The 14,847-nt window shown below is 58.8% G+C and carries 18 protein-coding genes; all 18 read left to right on the top strand.

Annotated elements, in window-relative coordinates:
* The first annotated feature begins 3 nt into the window (after nt 1–3).
* The 18 genes from EPD81_RS05260 (at nt 4) to EPD81_RS05345 (ending at nt 14,837) form a co-directional block, all read left to right on the top strand.
* Nucleotides 4–738, top strand: coding sequence for an FkbM family methyltransferase (locus tag EPD81_RS05260; RefSeq protein WP_142804402.1), 735 nt, complete (start codon nt 4–6; stop codon nt 736–738).
* Complete coding sequence (locus EPD81_RS05265; protein ID WP_221929228.1) at nt 735–1,694, top strand: UDP-glucuronic acid decarboxylase family protein; 960 nt, start codon at nt 735–737, stop codon at nt 1,692–1,694. The genes EPD81_RS05260 and EPD81_RS05265 overlap by 4 nt, the downstream gene beginning before the upstream one ends.
* A gap of 37 nt (nt 1,695–1,731) precedes the next feature.
* Nucleotides 1,732–2,706, top strand: coding sequence for a glycosyltransferase family 2 protein (locus EPD81_RS05270; protein WP_142804403.1), 975 nt, complete (start codon nt 1,732–1,734; stop codon nt 2,704–2,706).
* A gap of 52 nt (nt 2,707–2,758) precedes the next feature.
* On the top strand, nt 2,759–3,643 hold the full coding sequence (locus EPD81_RS05275) for a hypothetical protein (RefSeq protein ID WP_142804404.1): 885 nt from the start codon (nt 2,759–2,761) through the stop codon (nt 3,641–3,643).
* Nucleotides 3,644–3,876: 233 nt separating this feature from the next.
* A complete protein-coding gene (locus tag EPD81_RS05280) occupies nt 3,877–4,497 on the top strand; it encodes a class I SAM-dependent methyltransferase (protein ID WP_255446489.1) in 621 nt (206 codons plus the stop codon).
* A 4-nt stretch (nt 4,498–4,501) separates the two neighbouring features.
* The gene (locus EPD81_RS05285; RefSeq protein ID WP_185955364.1) at nt 4,502–5,380 is read left to right on the top strand and encodes a hypothetical protein; all 879 of its coding nucleotides are present in this window, start codon (nt 4,502–4,504) and stop codon (nt 5,378–5,380) included.
* 10 nt (nt 5,381–5,390) lie between these two features.
* Nucleotides 5,391–6,509 (top strand): GDP-mannose 4,6-dehydratase, encoded by a 1,119-nt coding sequence (gene gmd, locus EPD81_RS05290; protein WP_142804407.1) that lies wholly within the window; start codon nt 5,391–5,393, stop codon nt 6,507–6,509.
* Nucleotides 6,510–6,513: 4 nt separating this feature from the next.
* Complete coding sequence (locus EPD81_RS05295) at nt 6,514–7,485, top strand: GDP-L-fucose synthase (RefSeq protein ID WP_142804408.1); 972 nt, start codon at nt 6,514–6,516, stop codon at nt 7,483–7,485.
* Nucleotides 7,486–7,507: 22 nt separating this feature from the next.
* On the top strand, nt 7,508–8,956 hold the full coding sequence (locus tag EPD81_RS05300) for a mannose-1-phosphate guanylyltransferase/mannose-6-phosphate isomerase (RefSeq protein ID WP_304649913.1): 1,449 nt from the start codon (nt 7,508–7,510) through the stop codon (nt 8,954–8,956).
* Between the two features lie 15 nt (nt 8,957–8,971).
* Complete coding sequence (locus EPD81_RS05305) at nt 8,972–9,289, top strand: hypothetical protein (protein WP_142804409.1); 318 nt, start codon at nt 8,972–8,974, stop codon at nt 9,287–9,289.
* Nucleotides 9,286–10,035 (top strand): glycosyltransferase, encoded by a 750-nt coding sequence (locus EPD81_RS05310; RefSeq protein ID WP_142804410.1) that lies wholly within the window; start codon nt 9,286–9,288, stop codon nt 10,033–10,035. Before EPD81_RS05305 ends, EPD81_RS05310 begins: the two co-directional genes overlap by 4 nt.
* Entirely contained in the window at nt 10,032–11,114 is a 1,083-nt protein-coding gene (locus EPD81_RS05315; protein ID WP_142804511.1) for a glycosyltransferase family 4 protein, read from the top strand. The genes EPD81_RS05310 and EPD81_RS05315 overlap by 4 nt, the downstream gene beginning before the upstream one ends.
* A gap of 11 nt (nt 11,115–11,125) precedes the next feature.
* Nucleotides 11,126–11,521 carry a nucleotidyltransferase substrate binding protein gene (locus tag EPD81_RS05320; protein WP_221929229.1) on the top strand — a complete coding sequence of 132 codons (396 nt, stop codon included), beginning with the start codon at nt 11,126–11,128 and terminating at the stop codon, nt 11,519–11,521.
* A complete protein-coding gene (locus EPD81_RS05325; protein ID WP_142804412.1) occupies nt 11,518–11,877 on the top strand; it encodes a nucleotidyltransferase family protein in 360 nt (119 codons plus the stop codon). The genes EPD81_RS05320 and EPD81_RS05325 overlap by 4 nt, the downstream gene beginning before the upstream one ends.
* Complete coding sequence (locus EPD81_RS05330; RefSeq protein ID WP_142804413.1) at nt 11,865–12,125, top strand: hypothetical protein; 261 nt, start codon at nt 11,865–11,867, stop codon at nt 12,123–12,125. The genes EPD81_RS05325 and EPD81_RS05330 overlap by 13 nt, the downstream gene beginning before the upstream one ends.
* A 56-nt stretch (nt 12,126–12,181) precedes the next feature.
* Nucleotides 12,182–13,300 (top strand): glycosyltransferase family 4 protein, encoded by a 1,119-nt coding sequence (locus EPD81_RS05335; RefSeq protein ID WP_142804414.1) that lies wholly within the window; start codon nt 12,182–12,184, stop codon nt 13,298–13,300.
* A 32-nt stretch (nt 13,301–13,332) separates the two neighbouring features.
* The gene (locus EPD81_RS10660; RefSeq protein WP_185955365.1) at nt 13,333–14,634 is read left to right on the top strand and encodes a hypothetical protein; all 1,302 of its coding nucleotides are present in this window, start codon (nt 13,333–13,335) and stop codon (nt 14,632–14,634) included.
* Nucleotides 14,634–14,837, top strand: coding sequence for a hypothetical protein (locus tag EPD81_RS05345; protein ID WP_142804415.1), 204 nt, complete (start codon nt 14,634–14,636; stop codon nt 14,835–14,837). The genes EPD81_RS10660 and EPD81_RS05345 overlap by 1 nt, the downstream gene beginning before the upstream one ends.
* Nucleotides 14,838–14,847: the final 10 nt, after the last annotated feature.

The following is a 14,847-nucleotide window of genomic DNA, read 5'->3' on the forward strand; positions in this document are numbered from 1 at the left end:
TAAATGGATGCGTTTAAGCTGCTAAAAAACTTGGCGCCTCAACCGCTCAAAAACATCGTGCGGCGTGGTTTAGACGGCTTCGGATGGGATTTCTGGGTAAACAAGTCGTGGTCACAAGAGGGCGAGGGCATCGTATTGCGCCGGTTTTTTGGAAATAAAGAAAATGGTTTTTATGTCGATGTAGGGGCACACCATCCAAAACGCTTTTCTAATACGTATTATTTTTACCGCCTGGGCTGGTTCGGAATCAATATAGATGCCATGCCGGGCAGCATGAAACTTTTCAAGCGTTGGCGACCAAGAGATATTAGTTTAGAAGTGGGTATAGCTGCACAAAGAGGGGTGCTTGATTACTATGTTTTTAATGAGCCTGCTTTGAATGGATTTTCGAAGAGGCTATCCGAAAACCGAAATGCTTCTGATGGCCCTTACCGCATAAAAGAGGTCATTCAGGTTCAGGTGGTCCCATTGCGCGAGATCATGAGGCAATACGCAGGCGGCAGAAAAATTGACTTTATGAGTGTGGATGTGGAGGGTCTTGATCTAGATGTTCTTAAATCCAATGACTGGGAAAAATACAGGCCAAAAATAGTCCTCGCTGAGGTGCTTGGCAAGGATTTGGACGAGCTAAATCAAGGCCCTGTCGCCCAATACATGAAGAGCCAAGGTTATTCTATTTTTGCCAAGCAGGTGAACACAGTGTTTTTCATAGACAAGGCCAATATGGAGGCTACATGATGAAAGCCATAATGGCCACGAAACGCATCCTCATCACCGGCGGCGCCGGCTTTCTCGGTTCCCATCTTTGCGACCGGCTGATCGCGGATGGCCACGACGTCCTCTGCGTTGACAATTTCTTCACCGGCAGCAAGGACAACATACGGCACCTGCTCTCTCACCCGCGCTTCGAGCTTTTGCGGCACGACGTCACCTTTCCGCTCTATGTCGAGGTTGACCAGATCTACAACCTCGCCTGCCCGGCTTCGCCGGTGCACTACCAGCACGACCCGGTGCAGACCACCAAGACCAGCGTGCACGGCGCCATCAACATGCTGGGCTTGGCCAAACGCACGCGGGCACGGATCTTTCAAGCCTCCACAAGCGAAGTCTATGGCGACCCAGAAGTTCACCCGCAACCGGAAAGCTACTGGGGCCGTGTGAACCCCATCGGGCCGCGCTCCTGTTACGACGAAGGCAAGCGCTGCGCCGAGACGCTGTTTTTCGATTATCACCGCCAGCACCGGCTGGAGATCAAGGTCGTGCGCATTTTCAACACCTATGGGCCGCGCATGCACCCCAATGACGGCCGGGTGGTCAGCAACTTCATCGTCCAGGCGCTAAAAGGTGAAGACATCACCATCTACGGCGACGGCCAGCAGACGCGCTCGTTCTGTTACGTGGACGACATGATCGAGGGCTTCGTGCGCATGATGCATAGCCCCGCGGACTTCACGGGCCCGGTGAACCTCGGCAACCCCGGCGAGTTCACCATGCTGGAGCTGGCCGAGAAGGTGCTCAAGATCGTGGGCGGTAAATCGAAGCTCAGCTTCCACCCCCTGCCGGTGGACGACCCCAAACAGCGCCAGCCCGACATCCGCCTGGCCAAGGAGAAGCTCGGCTGGGAGCCCAAGGTGTGCCTGGAAGACGGGCTCAAAGAGACCGTGGCCTATTTCCGCCGAGTATTGGAGCGGTAACCGCCGCCCCGGAACGCCAAACCTTCGAGAGTGACCGATGTCCGAAGCGCAAACCTTCAACCCGCCCGGCCCGCTGAACACGGCCGTGCTTTTTCTCGTCTTCAACCGCCCGGACACCACCCGCCAAGTGTTCGAGGCCATCCGGCAAGCGCGCCCGCCGCGTCTTTACATTGCCGCCGACGGCCCGCGCCCCAATCGCCCCGGGGAAGCCGAGCGCTGCGCGGAGGTGCGCCGCATCGCCACCAACGTCGACTGGCCGTGCGAGGTGAAGACGCTTTTCCGCGATGAGAACCTGGGGTGCAAGCGAGCCGTATCGGGTGGCATCACGTGGTTTTTCGAAAACGAGGAACAGGGCATCATTCTCGAAGACGACTGTCTTCCGCACCCAGACTTCTTTCCTTTTTGTGAAGAGCTGCTGCAACGCTATGCCAATGATGAGCGAGTCTGGACGATCACTGGGTGCAACTTTCAGGACGGTCACAGGCGCGGAGATGCCTCCTATTACTTTTCCAAGTACAACCACGTCTGGGGCTGGGCGAGCTGGCGGCGGGCGTGGAGGCACTACCAAGGAGACATACCGTTCTGGCCAGCCTGGCGTTTGTCGAAGGAGTGGACAGCTTGGATGCCGGACAAGGTAGAGCGACGCTACTGGGATAAGGTTTTCGATGTTGTTGCAAGGGACGGAATCGATACGTGGGATTATCCGTGGACGGCTTGTGTCTGGTATCACCGGGGTCTGACTGCCACGCCGAACGTCAATCTGATCTCCAACATTGGCTTCGGTGTTGATGGAACACATGCTCCGCTTGAGCCGGATCGAAATATGAATAGGCCGACCATGGCCTTGGGGGCCATTAGCCACCCTCCGCAGGTTCAACGAGATGCTGATGCGGATAGCTATGTATTCGACGTTTCATTTGGTGGCCGGGAAATGCGCTTTCCCCGGCTTATTATTTTTTTTCTGAGACGAATTCTGAAGAAAGCCCCGAGAGTCTTGAGAGAGTCTGCATAACAAGATCCTAATTATGGTGATTAGAATAGCACTGGTTAGTGTTACTTAGTATATGAAAAAAATTTTTTTGACCTTTGCTGACAGCAGAATGCGCGCTGCGTTAGCTCGTATCACCATGCAGGCTAACGGACTTGGTGTGTATGACTATGTTCTTGCACTAGACGAGGCTTCGCTAGACCTCGGCTTCAGGGAAGAATTTAAAGAAAGGCTCATATTGGGAAGTCGAGGATACGGTTATTGGGTCTGGAAACCCCAAATTATATTGCAGACGCTCCGTCAGCTTAGAGACGGGGATATCTTGCACTACTGTGATACTGGCTGTCACCTAAGGCAGCAGGGCAAGTTGAGATTGTTGGATTATATCGACATCGTAAACAGATCGAGTACTGGAATTCTCGCGTTTCAGGCCGTTCCACCCAGCTTTCATGATGGCCGCAGGCTGCCAGATTTAAGGGAGAAGGTATGGTGCAAGGCGGACTTGGCGGAATTTTTCGGAGTTAGAGCCAATGAAAATATCATGAATGCTCCCGCCATCGGCGCAGGTATTTTTTTTATTCGGAAGTGCCGGAGTTCGCTAGAATTGATCGAAAAGTGGCAGCAAGTCTACCGTAGCGGCTTTTCGTTAGTCGATGATTCGCCATCACTTTTACCAAACCCGCCGGAGTTTAAAGATCATCGTCACGATCAATCGATATTTTCTATTTTGTGCAAACTGGCTGGAGTAGAAACTGTTTCTGCTTATGAGTATTGGTACCCCCGGAAAGATGATTGCCGTTTTCCAGATTGGCAAGCGCTGAAATCTTATCCGATACATGCTGCCAGAGATAGGGGGATCTATCGTTGGTGGCAAGTAGGAGCGTTGCAAAGCTACGAAGTTCTAAGCGATCTCCAATACTTAAAAGGAAAGCTCACGAATTTTATCAAAGTTGACGCCTGAAGTTGGATTTTTACATTTGTCAGTGCTCTCTTTTGTTGTTGCGAGATGGCCCGGTTTAGTATTTAAAGTGAGAAACTATGAAGTGTCGATTGTGCGGTGCTGGTTTTCAGGTTCCGTTCACCAAGGCGAAGGTGTTGGGGCGAGATGTTTCATACTATGATTGTCACAATTGCGGGTATGTGCAGACGGAGCATCCGTATTGGCTCGATGAGGCGTATTCGAAGCCTATTAATATGAGTGATACTGGTATTGTAGGGAGAAATATTTCTAGTATCGCGCTAGTGCTCGCTACTCTAACCGTATTAGGTAGGCGTGACGGAATGGTTGTTGATTACGCCGGAGGCTATGGCCTCTTGGTTCGGATGTTGCGTGACAAAGGGGTTGATGCGTTCTGGTACGATCCTTTCAGCGAGAACCTTCTGGCAAGGGGGTTTGAATACAGAGGTGGCCAGGCTGCGCTCGTGACGGCGTTTGAATCATTTGAGCATTTTATGTATCCGATCAAAGAAGTTTCGGAAATGCTAAAGATTGCACCCCATGTTCTTTTTACGACGAGTTTGATTTCTGATCCCCCGCCGCAGCCAAAGGATTGGTGGTATTATGGGCTAGATCATGGTCAGCACCTCGGGTTCTTTAGAGTGCGTTCCCTCAAATTTATCGCTGAGCGGTTCGGGAAGTACTTGTACACGGACGGTGTATCCTGTCATATGCTGTTGGATCGAAAAATACCGTATTGGTTGTGGCTGTCTTGTAAAGCGCTTTTTTTGCGAGTTCCGCGGCTGGCGTCCGCTGGTCTGAAGTCCAAGACTTGGTCTGACTATCTGTTGATTTCACGAAACGAAGAGCGTGGCTGATGTTATGAGCGTTGAGGAGGCTTCTTTCGTTATTGCTGGTTTGGCCAGAAATTGCTCAAAAAGTATCGCGACTGAAATATTGAGGCTAAAAAGCGCGTTTACAGGTGCAAAAAATCTTAGCTTTATTGTTATCGAATCGGACAGTTCGGATGACACAGTTGTCGCTCTGGAGAGATTGCGTAAAGAAGTGGCGGGCTTTTCGTATGTATCGCTCGGCAATCTGCGGGAGCGGTACCCGCGACGCACCGAGAGGCTGGCCTACTGTCGCAATTATTACTTGAAGCTAATTTCCGAAGGTGTAGCAGCGGGTTCTGATGTTGACTATGTGGTTGTTGCTGATTTGGATGGGGTGAATTCGCAATTAACTGCGGCGGCTGTCCGTAGTTGCTGGGATCTGCAGGGCTGGGATGTTTGCACGGCGAACCAAGATGGGCCCTACTACGACATTTGGGCTTTGCGGCATTCTATGTGGTCGCCGTGCGACTGTTGGGAACAGGCTGCCATGATTAGATCGTTAGGCGGGAGCGCGTATCAGTCCGTATTTGGGTCTGTTTACTCAAAAATGATAAAGATTGACAAGTCTTTACCTTGGATTGAGGTTGATTCTGCGTTCGGTGGTCTTGCTATCTACAAAAAGACTTTTGCACTCGCATCAGCGTATGTCGGATTAAATCAACAAGGGCAAGAGGTGTGTGAGCACGTAGAGTTTCATCGGACAATCCGCGAACGGGGAGGGCGGATTTTTATCAATCCGAAATTGATAAATGCGCGGATTGTCGAGCACGCAAGATATGCAGCCGGGTTTAGGCGTGCTGTTTTTTGGTGTCGCTGTTTTTTAAAAGACTTTGCAAAAAATATATCGCCAGACGCCACGCATAGGTAATGGGCAAAGCATGAAAAGAGCACTTATCACCGGCATCACCGGCCAAGACGGCTCCTACTTGGCCGAGTTTCTGTTGGAACAGGGCTATGAAGTCCACGGCATCAAGCGCCGGGCGTCAAGCTTCAACACCCAGCGCATCGACCATATCTATCAGGACCCGCACACGGAGCAGCCGCGCCTGATCCTGCACTATGGCGACCTGACGGATTCCAGCAACCTGATCCGCATCGTGCAGCAGGTGCAGCCGGACGAGATTTACAACTTGGGGGCGCAGAGCCATGTGGCGGTGAGCTTCGAAAGCCCGGAGTACACCGCCGACGTGGACGCGCTGGGGGCGTTGCGCCTCCTTGAAGCGGTGCGGCTGTTGGGCCTGCAGGGCAAGACGCGCGTGTACCAGGCCAGCACGTCGGAACTCTTTGGCCTGGTGCAGGAGGTGCCGCAGCGCGAGACGACGCCGTTCTACCCGCGCAGCCCCTACGCGGTGGCCAAGCTCTATGCCTACTGGATCACGGTCAACTACCGCGAGGCGTATGGCATGTACGCCTGCAACGGCATCCTGTTCAACCACGAAAGCCCGCGCCGCGGCGAGACGTTCGTCACGCGCAAGATCACGCGCGGGCTGTGCCACATCGCGCAGGGGCTGGAGAAGTGCCTTTACATGGGCAACCTGGACGCGCTGCGCGACTGGGGCCACGCGCGCGACTACGTGCGCATGCAGTGGCTGATGCTGCAGCAGGAGGCACCCGACGACTACGTCATCGCCACCGGGCAGCAGCATTCGGTGCGCGACTTCATCCGCTGGACGGCGGAGGAGCTGGGCATCGCCCTGCGCTTCGAGGGCCGGGGCGTGGAGGAGCGCGCGGTGGTGGAGGCGGTGCAGGGCGACAGGGCGCCGTGCGTCCAGCCGGGCGACGTGATCGTGCGGGTGGACCCGCGCTACTTCCGCCCCACGGAGGTGGAGACGCTGCTGGGCGACCCGACCAAGGCGCGCGAGAAGCTGGGCTGGCAGCCGACCGTCACCGCGCGCGAGCTGTGCGCCGAGATGGTGGCGGAGGACCTGAAGATCGCCCAGCGCCACGCCCTCTTGAAGGCGCACGGGCACGAGGTGCCGGTGGCGGTGGAGCGGTGAGGCGATGACGCAAGGCAAGATCTTCGTCGCCGGCCACCGCGGCATGGTGGGCGCGGCCATCGTGCGCCGGCTCGAGGCGCTGGGGCTGGGCGATCGGCTGCTGCTGGCGGGCCGCGAGGCGCTGGACCTGCTGGACCAGGCGGCGGTGCGCGCCTTTTTCGAGCGCCACGCCATCCAGCAGGTGTACCTGGCGGCCGCTCGCGTGGGCGGCATCCACGCCAATAACACCTATCCGGCCGAGTTCATTCACCAGAACCTGGTGATCGAGTGCAACGTCATCCACGCCGCGCACCTGGCCGGGGTGCAGCGGCTTTTGTTCCTGGGCTCGAGCTGCATCTACCCCAAGCATGCGCCGCAGCCGATCCCCGAGGAGGCGCTGTTGACCGGGCCCTTGGAGCCCACCAACGAGCCGTATGCGATTGCCAAGATCGCCGGCATCAAGCTGTGCGAGAGCTACAACCGCCAGTACGGGCGCGACTACCGCAGCGTGATGCCGACCAACCTCTACGGCCCGGGCGACAACTTCCACCCCGACAACGCGCACGTCATCCCGGCGCTGTTGCGGCGCTTTCACGAGGCAGCGCGGCGCGGCGACGAGGCGGTGGTGGTGTGGGGCAGCGGAACGCCGCGGCGTGAGTTCCTGCACGTGGACGACATGGCCGCCGCCTGCGTGCACGTGATGGGGCTGGACGAGGCCGCTTACCGCAGCCAGACCGAGCCGATGCGCAGCCACCTCAACGTCGGCACCGGGCAGGACGTGACGATTGCCGAGCTGGCGCAGGCGATTGCGCGCGTGACGGGCTTTCGCGGCCGCATCGTGTTTGATGCCAGCAAGCCCGACGGCACGCCGAGGAAGCTCCTCGACGTGTCGCGCATCCGGGCGCTGGGCTGGCAGCCGCGCATCGGGCTGGAGGAGGGGCTGCGCGCGACCTACGCCTGGTTTTGTGAGCACGCCGCCGACGTGCGGCAGCGTTGAGAGCGCCGATGACGCCAGGCGCATGGCCGACGTTGAAACAGGGAGAATCCACGACATGACCTTGGTGCCGGTGATTCTGGCGGGCGGCTCGGGCACGCGGCTGTGGCCGCTGTCGCGCCAATTGCACCCCAAGCAGTTCCTGCCGCTGGCCGACAGCCAGCGCACGATGCTGCAGGCCACGCTCGCGCGGCTGGAGGGCCTGCCCTGCGCGGGGCCGATCGTCGTCAGCCACGAGGAACACCGCTTTCTGGTGGCCGAGCAGCTGCGTCAAATCGGGAAGCTGGATCAGGCCACGATCCTGCTGGAGCCGGTGGCACGCGGCACGGCGCCAGCCATTGCGCTGGCGGCGCTGCACGCGCTGCAGCGGGACCCCGAGGCGGTGTTGATTGTGCTTTCCGCCGACCAGGTGCTGGGGGATGTGGGCGCCTTCCAGCAGGCGGCGCTGCGCGCGGTAGCACTCGCCCGGCAGGGGTGGCTTGTCACCTTTGGCGTGGTGCCGACCCACGCCGAAACCGGCTACGGTTATATCGAGCGTGGCGAGGCGTTGGGGGAAGGCGGCTACGCGGTGGCGCGCTTCGTCGAAAAGCCTGATGCCGATCGCGCCGCAGCGTTTGCCAGCAGCGGGGCACACTACTGGAACGCTGGGATGTTCGTGCTGGGGGCGCGGCGCTACCTGGATGAACTGGGGCGCTTGGCCCCGGCGATGCGCTCGGCGTGCGAGCAGGCGCTGGCCGGGGCCAGGCCGGACCTGACTTTTACCCGGCTGGACCGGGCGGCGCTGGAGGGTTGCCCCGCCGACTCCATCGACTACGCGGTGCTGGAAAAAACCGACCGTGCCGCCGTGGTGCCGCTGGAGGCGGCATGGAGCGACGTGGGGTCGTGGTCTGCGCTGTGGGAGATTGGTGCCAAAGACGCCGACGGCAACGTGGCGGCCGGTGACGTGCTGCTGCACGACGTGCACGACAGCTACGTGCACGGCACCAGCCGCCTCGTGGCGGCGGTGGGTGTGCGCGACGTGGTGCTGGTGGAGACCAAGGACGCCGTGCTGCTCGCGCACCGCGACCGGGCCCAGGACGTGCGCCACATCGTGCAGCGGTTGCAGGCGCAGGACCGCCCCGAGCACCGCCAGCACCGCGAGGTCTACCGCCCCTGGGGCAGCTACGACTCGATCCACGCCGACGCGCGCTACCAGGTCAAGCGCATCGTGGTCAACCCGGGCGCGCAGCTCTCCTTGCAGCTGCATCACCACCGCGCCGAACACTGGATCGTCGTGCAGGGCACCGCAAGGGTCACCCGAGGGGATGAGACGTTTTTGCTGACCGAAAACCAGTCCACCTACATCCCAGTAGGCCAGCCCCACCGACTGGAAAACCCAGGTGTGATCCCGCTGGTGATGATCGAGGTGCAGACGGGCAGCTACCTGGGGGAGGATGACATCGTGCGGCTGAATGATGCGTATGGAAGGGTCTGACAAAAGGAGACGAATATGGATACAGCCATCTTGGCAGCCATCATCAGCGCATCAGGTACGGTGCTGGCCGCCCTGATCGGCGGCGCCAGCGTTCTCGTGGTCGCACTACACCGCCGCAAGATCATCGCGCTGGCGAAATCGGTAGAGTTCTACCACGCGCTGGAAACCGAATGGCTTCGCGAAAGCCTACGGAAGGAACTCGGACAGGAACCGACCGATGGGCAGATCAACCATCGGCGCGGCCAGAAGCGCAGGAGCCTGATGGGAAGCATCGACCATGCCGTGCTGACGGCGCGCCAAGCCGCAGCCATACGCGCTAGGTATTTTGGATGAGTGACATCAAGATATCAATCATTACGGCCACCTACAACGCGGCGGCGCATCTGCCGCGTCTGATCGAATCCTTGCTGGCCCAGACCGACCAGGATTTCGAATGGGTTGTAGCCGATGGTGGCTCCGCCGATGGAACACTGGATCTGCTGGAGCAGGTAAAGAGCAAGTTCAAGCGGTTGATTGTCGATTCTAGGCCTGATTTTGGGATTTATGATGCGCTGAATCGGGCGATTAAGCTGGCGGAGGGGGATTATTATGTGGTGTTGGGGGCGGATGACTTTTTCTTTCCCAATGCAGTGGCCGATTACAAAAAACATTGTCAAACGCGGCGGCATGATCTTGTTTCGGCTCAAATAAATGTTAATGGAAAAATCATAAAGCATCGGCGGCCACGTTGGCTTTGGCTTTATGGCCCACCGGCAGTTATCAGTGGTCACGCTGTCGGGCTCGCCATCCGGTGCTCGCTGCACGAAAAGCTGGGGTATTATGATCGAAACTATAAAATTTATGGGGATGGCAGCTTTTTGTTGAAATGCCTTTATTCTGGCGCTTCGGTCCTGAATGCTGAGTTTGTGGCCGGCGAGTTCTCGACTGCAGGGGTAAGCAACGCGAAGCATCTTGCCAGTTTCGTGGAGCAATTTGTCGCCCAGGTTTCCTGTGGCCGCTCGATTGTGATTCAAAACGTCTTGATGCTGCTGCGAATTTTGCGCTGGCGTCGCCAGATAGTTTGCAATTTGAAGAAATGAAAGTTTTATTTTTGACTCGCTATGGCCCATTGGGGGCAAGTAGTCGTTATCGTTTTCTGCAGTATCTGCCCTGGTTTGAGCGGGCGGGCCTCGATTGCCACGTAAGCCCTTTATTTGACGATTCTTATCTTCAATATTTTTACCAAACGAAAACGCGTCGCCTATCGGATGTTGTGCGCGCTTTCTTGCGGCGTCTTATCGTCTTGGTGCGGGCCAGGCGTTACGATTTGATCGTCATCGAAAAAGAATTGATACCCTATTTTCCCGCTTGGCTTGAGACGCTTCTGAAAACCTTGGGGGCTCCGTATGTCGTGGATTATGATGATGCAACCTTCCATCTTTATGATCAGCACCCAAGCCCATTAGTTCGTTATATATTTAGAAACAAGATTGCAAAGGTGATGCGCCACGCCGCCTTGGTCGTTGCCGGAAATCAGTATCTCGCTAGTCATGCAATTTCGGCTGGCGCGACCAGAGTCGAGATTGTTCCGACTGTAATTGACTTGGACCGCTATGCAACCCAAAAGAAAGACTTTGCTTTCCCGGGGGGCGATAAGGAATTTACAATTGGGTGGATAGGAACCCCTGCAACCGCCAAATACCTGCATGTTATTGCTCCGGCGTTAAAATCGGTTTGCGCTGATGGTTCGGCTCGTCTCCGACTCATCGGATCCGGGCCAGTAGACATTCCAGATGTTCAAGTAGAAGTCTTGGAATGGAATGGGGATCGGGAAGTTGAGTGCATGCAGACATTTGATGTTGGCGTTATGCCACTTCCTGATGAGCCTTGGGAGCGTGGTAAATGTGGCTTTAAATTGATTCAGTACATGGCTTGTGGGTTGCCCGTTGTTGCCTCGCCTGTGGGGGTGAATGTTGATATTGTTCAAAATGGATGCAACGGTTTTTTGTGCAAGAACAATGATGACTGGATTTTGGCGTTGCGTGCATTAATGAATAGCGCTGAGTTGTGCGCGAAGATGGGGCGCGAGGGTAGAAAAATGGTTGAACATAAATATTGTATACAGGTTCAGCATGATAAGTTAATCAAGATTCTTGCTGAGGCCGCTGGGGGGCGATGAATAATGCGGTTATGCGCTGGCAGCAGCGCTTCGACAACTTCCGCCGCGCGTTGCGGCAGCTGGCCTCCGCCGTCGAGCTTGCGCGGGCCCGCCCGTTGTCGGAGCTGGAGCGGCAGGGATTGATCCAGGGCTTCGAGTTCACGCACGAGCTGGCCTGGAACGTGCTCAAGGATTACCTCGAATACGAGGGCATCCAGGGTTTGGTCGGTTCACGCAGCACGGTGCGCGAGGCGTTCAAGCGTGGCCTCATCGAGGATGGGGAGCTGTGGCTGGACATGATCGACAAGCGCAATCTTTCCGGTCACACGTACAACGAGTCTTTAGCCCAGGCGGTGGCGCAATCGGTGCTGGAACGGTATCACCCGGCGTTTGTCGAGCTGCAGCGCCGCATGTCGGAGCTGGCATGAGCGGGGCGTCCTGGGGGTTGTCGGACACGGTGTTGGCCAGGGTTCGTGCCATTTTGGCGCAGGAGCCCAGGGTCGAGAAAGCGATTCTTTTTGGGTCACGCGCCAAGGGCACGCATCGCGCGGGCTCGGACATTGATGTGGCCTTGGTCGGCGCGGGCTTGGATGTGGATGCGCTCGCGCGTTTGCATCGCCGCTTCGAAGAGTCGTCGATTCTGTACCAGGTGGACCTGTGCTGGCTGGCGGCGGTCGATCACGCGGCGCTGCGCGAACACATCGAGCGGGTGGGGCAGGTGCTCTACGAGCGGACGAACCCCGCCGAACCATCTGGTCAGGAGAGCGGCCCATGTGCGGCCTGACCGGCTTCTGGCACCCCGAGGGCTGCCCACCCGACGAAGCGGCGGCCACCGTGCGGCGCATGGCCGACACGCTGACGCACCGCGGGCCGGACGATGCCAGGGTGTGGGTGGATGAGGCCGCGGGGCTGGCGCTGGGGCACCGGCTGCGAGAGGAGCGCCTATACGGCCGGCGCAACTGGCAATACCATTTGTGGGATGTATTGATGTGGGAGGCGTGGCGCCGGCACGCCGAGGAGGGAGCGCGTTGAATTCATCGAAAGCCGCGTGCGCCGCTGTGCCCGCCAGCGCTGGCCGGGGCCCTGTCGTGTTGATCGGACACGCGGCGCAGGCTACGCTCAATTTCCGCGCTCCGCTGTTGGCGGACTTGGTGGCGGCGGGCTGGCGGGTGGAGGTGCTGGCGCCGGACTGGACGGCGGCGCAGCGACAGCGCCTGCAGGCGATGGGCGTACGGGCGGCATCATTCCCCTTGGCGCGCACGGGCTTGAACCCGGTGCAGGATCTTCGCACCTTCGTGGCGATCCTGCGCCATCTGCGCCGCGAGCGTCCGCAAGCGGTGTTCACCTACGCCGCTAAAACCAACGTGTGGGGCATGCTGGCGGCGTGGCTGGCCGGCGTACCGCGCCGGGTGGCGATGGTGGAGGGGCTGGGCTATGCCTTTACCGACGGCGCGCAGGGGCGGCGGTCCTGGAAGCAGCGTGCCTTGGGGGCGCTGCTCGCTGGCCTGTATCGGTTGGCGTTTGCCGCCGCGCACCGGGTCGTGGTGCTCAACCCGGATGACGCGCGGGACTTGCAGCGTGGCTGCGGTTTGTCGCCGCGCAAGACGGTGCTGTTGGGGGGCATCGGCGTACCGCTGGACGAGTGGCCCCCGCACTCGCCCCACACGGATCCGATGACCTTCACGCTGGTGGCGCGCCTGTTGCGGGAGAAGGGCGTGCTGGAGTTCCTGCACGCGGCGCGGCGGGTCAAGGCGCGGCATCCGGCGACACGCTTCTGGGTGCTCGGCCCGTTGGACGACAATCCGGGAGGGCTGCGCGAGGCCGACCTGCGGCCGTGGCTGGACGACGGCACGGTGGAATGGCCCGGCGCGGTGGACGTCAAGCCGTGGCTGGCGCAGACCAGCGTGTTCGTGCTGCCGTCCTACTACCGCGAGGGCGTGCCGCGCAGCACGCAGGAGGCCATGGCGATGGGCCGGCCCGTCATCACCACCGATGCCCCGGGGTGCCGCGAGACGGTGGTGGAAGGCGTCAACGGCTTTCTCGTGCCGCCGCGTGACGTGGACGCATTGGAGCGGGCGATGCTGCGCTTCATCGAGGAGCCGGCGCTGGTGGCGCGCATGGGGCAGGAGAGCCGCCGGCTCGCGGAGGAGCGCTTCGACGTGCGGCGAGCGAATGCCGTTTTGATGGAGATGATGGGTTTGCGTTGAAAAGAATCGGGGAGGTGTGTTTCGTGCGAAGGTTGTTTGAGAACAAGACCCTCATCATCGGGGGCTGGTTGTGGGCCCTGCTGACGGGATTGGTGCTGCAAATCTGGGTCATCCCCGCCACGCCATGGCATGCCGGCCATGGTTTGCTGGCCGGGGGCGACTGGATTCAATTTCAGGAGCAGGCTTTGCGACTGGCCGCCGCCATCGAAAACGCGGGCTGGAGTGCCTGGGAGCTGCGTTTCGAAGGGCAGGCGCCCGCGAGTATGGCGGCGGCCGTTTATGCGGTTACCGGACTTTCTGAGCCTTGGGTGCTTTTGCCGCTACAGGGCTTGCTATACGGAGTTGCCATCTGGGCGGCCGTGGATGTCGCCAGGCGCATCGGTGTAAACGAACGCCTGCTCTGGCTGGTGGTGCTGCCTTTTGTTGTTCCCTCTTCGCTATTGATTTTCGGGCAAATTCACAAAGACATTCTGTCGTTGCCCGGCGTGCTGCTGATTGCATGGGGGTGGGTCATGGTGTTGACGGACAAAACGCCTAAGGCCCGCTTTTGGTTCCATGCCGCGATGGCATCCGTTGCAGGGGTGTTGCTCGTATGGTGGGTACGGCCTTACCAAGCGCAACTGCTGCTGATGACGGGTTTCTTGATCGGGATTGGCGCGGCCATTTCCGCTGCCGCGGTCCGACGTTGGGCTGCGGCTGCCGGACCCGTCTTGGTCTTGACGGTCATGATGGGAACCTATGGCACCGCTGAAAAACTCACTGCGCCTGCTGCGCCTGCTGCGCCTGCTGCGCCTGCTGCGCCTGCTGCGCCTGCTGCGGCTGCCTGCGCGACGTGGCAGCCGGAGGTCACGATACCCGCAATCGGTGGAGCAGCGGCCGCCCTTTTTTGCTACCGGCACCACTTCATCCGGCACCACCCGGGTGAAGCTGCGAACATCGACCACGATCGCCTTTTGACCAACTATGGTGAAGCGGTCCGTTATTTGCCAAGGGCATTGCAGATTGGCTTGCTGGCGCCTTTCCCGACCCATTGGCTTGGGGAGGCCTCGTCTCCTGGGGGGCAGGTCAAGCGGCTTTTGGGTGGCGTTGAAATGCTGGGGTTTTATGTTCTGTTGATGGGTTTGATATGGGCGTTTCGGCCGGTCACCAATACATGGGGTGTGGCGGCGCTCAGTGTGATCGGTATAGGGGGTATTTTGTTCTATGCCTATTCTTCGCCCAATGTCGGGGCGCTGTACCGCTATCGTTTTCCTTTCTTGATGTTGTTGATTCTGATCGCGGCTTTGGGTTGGTCGAACAGGCTGACCGCTACCCGTAGCGCACAGGGGGTTTGATGCAGACGTTGGTTGTGGCGTGGTTGCTGTCGTTCATCGTGGTAATGGCCATCATTCGATCCAATCATTGGCATGTGCATTTGAGTTCGGACGTCATCGATGGCGTACAGAAATTTCATCGCGGCGCCATCCCCCGCATTGGCGGGCTGGGGATCATCGCGGGGTTGGGGGGGCGCTTGGCTGGAGCGCTTGGCGTGGCTTGATTGGCGTCGA

Source organism: Tepidiphilus sp. J10 (assembly GCF_006980785.1).
GTDB classification, from domain to species: domain Bacteria; phylum Pseudomonadota; class Gammaproteobacteria; order Burkholderiales; family Rhodocyclaceae; genus Tepidiphilus; species Tepidiphilus olei.

Coding starts and splice junctions, on each gene's coding strand:
- EPD81_RS05260 (WP_142804402.1), top strand. CDS start 4: ATGGATGCGTTTAAGCTGCTAAAAAACTTGGCGCCTCAACCGCTCAAA.
- EPD81_RS05265 (WP_221929228.1), top strand. CDS start 735: ATGATGAAAGCCATAATGGCCACGAAACGCATCCTCATCACCGGCGGC.
- EPD81_RS05270 (WP_142804403.1), top strand. CDS start 1,732: ATGTCCGAAGCGCAAACCTTCAACCCGCCCGGCCCGCTGAACACGGCC.
- EPD81_RS05275 (WP_142804404.1), top strand. CDS start 2,759: ATGAAAAAAATTTTTTTGACCTTTGCTGACAGCAGAATGCGCGCTGCG.
- EPD81_RS05280 (WP_255446489.1), top strand. CDS start 3,877: ATGAGTGATACTGGTATTGTAGGGAGAAATATTTCTAGTATCGCGCTA.
- EPD81_RS05285 (WP_185955364.1), top strand. CDS start 4,502: ATGAGCGTTGAGGAGGCTTCTTTCGTTATTGCTGGTTTGGCCAGAAAT.
- gmd (WP_142804407.1), top strand. CDS start 5,391: ATGAAAAGAGCACTTATCACCGGCATCACCGGCCAAGACGGCTCCTAC.
- EPD81_RS05295 (WP_142804408.1), top strand. CDS start 6,514: ATGACGCAAGGCAAGATCTTCGTCGCCGGCCACCGCGGCATGGTGGGC.
- EPD81_RS05300 (WP_304649913.1), top strand. CDS start 7,508: ATGGCCGACGTTGAAACAGGGAGAATCCACGACATGACCTTGGTGCCG.
- EPD81_RS05305 (WP_142804409.1), top strand. CDS start 8,972: ATGGATACAGCCATCTTGGCAGCCATCATCAGCGCATCAGGTACGGTG.
- EPD81_RS05310 (WP_142804410.1), top strand. CDS start 9,286: ATGAGTGACATCAAGATATCAATCATTACGGCCACCTACAACGCGGCG.
- EPD81_RS05315 (WP_142804511.1), top strand. CDS start 10,032: ATGAAAGTTTTATTTTTGACTCGCTATGGCCCATTGGGGGCAAGTAGT.
- EPD81_RS05320 (WP_221929229.1), top strand. CDS start 11,126: ATGCGCTGGCAGCAGCGCTTCGACAACTTCCGCCGCGCGTTGCGGCAG.
- EPD81_RS05325 (WP_142804412.1), top strand. CDS start 11,518: ATGAGCGGGGCGTCCTGGGGGTTGTCGGACACGGTGTTGGCCAGGGTT.
- EPD81_RS05330 (WP_142804413.1), top strand. CDS start 11,865: ATGTGCGGCCTGACCGGCTTCTGGCACCCCGAGGGCTGCCCACCCGAC.
- EPD81_RS05345 (WP_142804415.1), top strand. CDS start 14,634: ATGCAGACGTTGGTTGTGGCGTGGTTGCTGTCGTTCATCGTGGTAATG.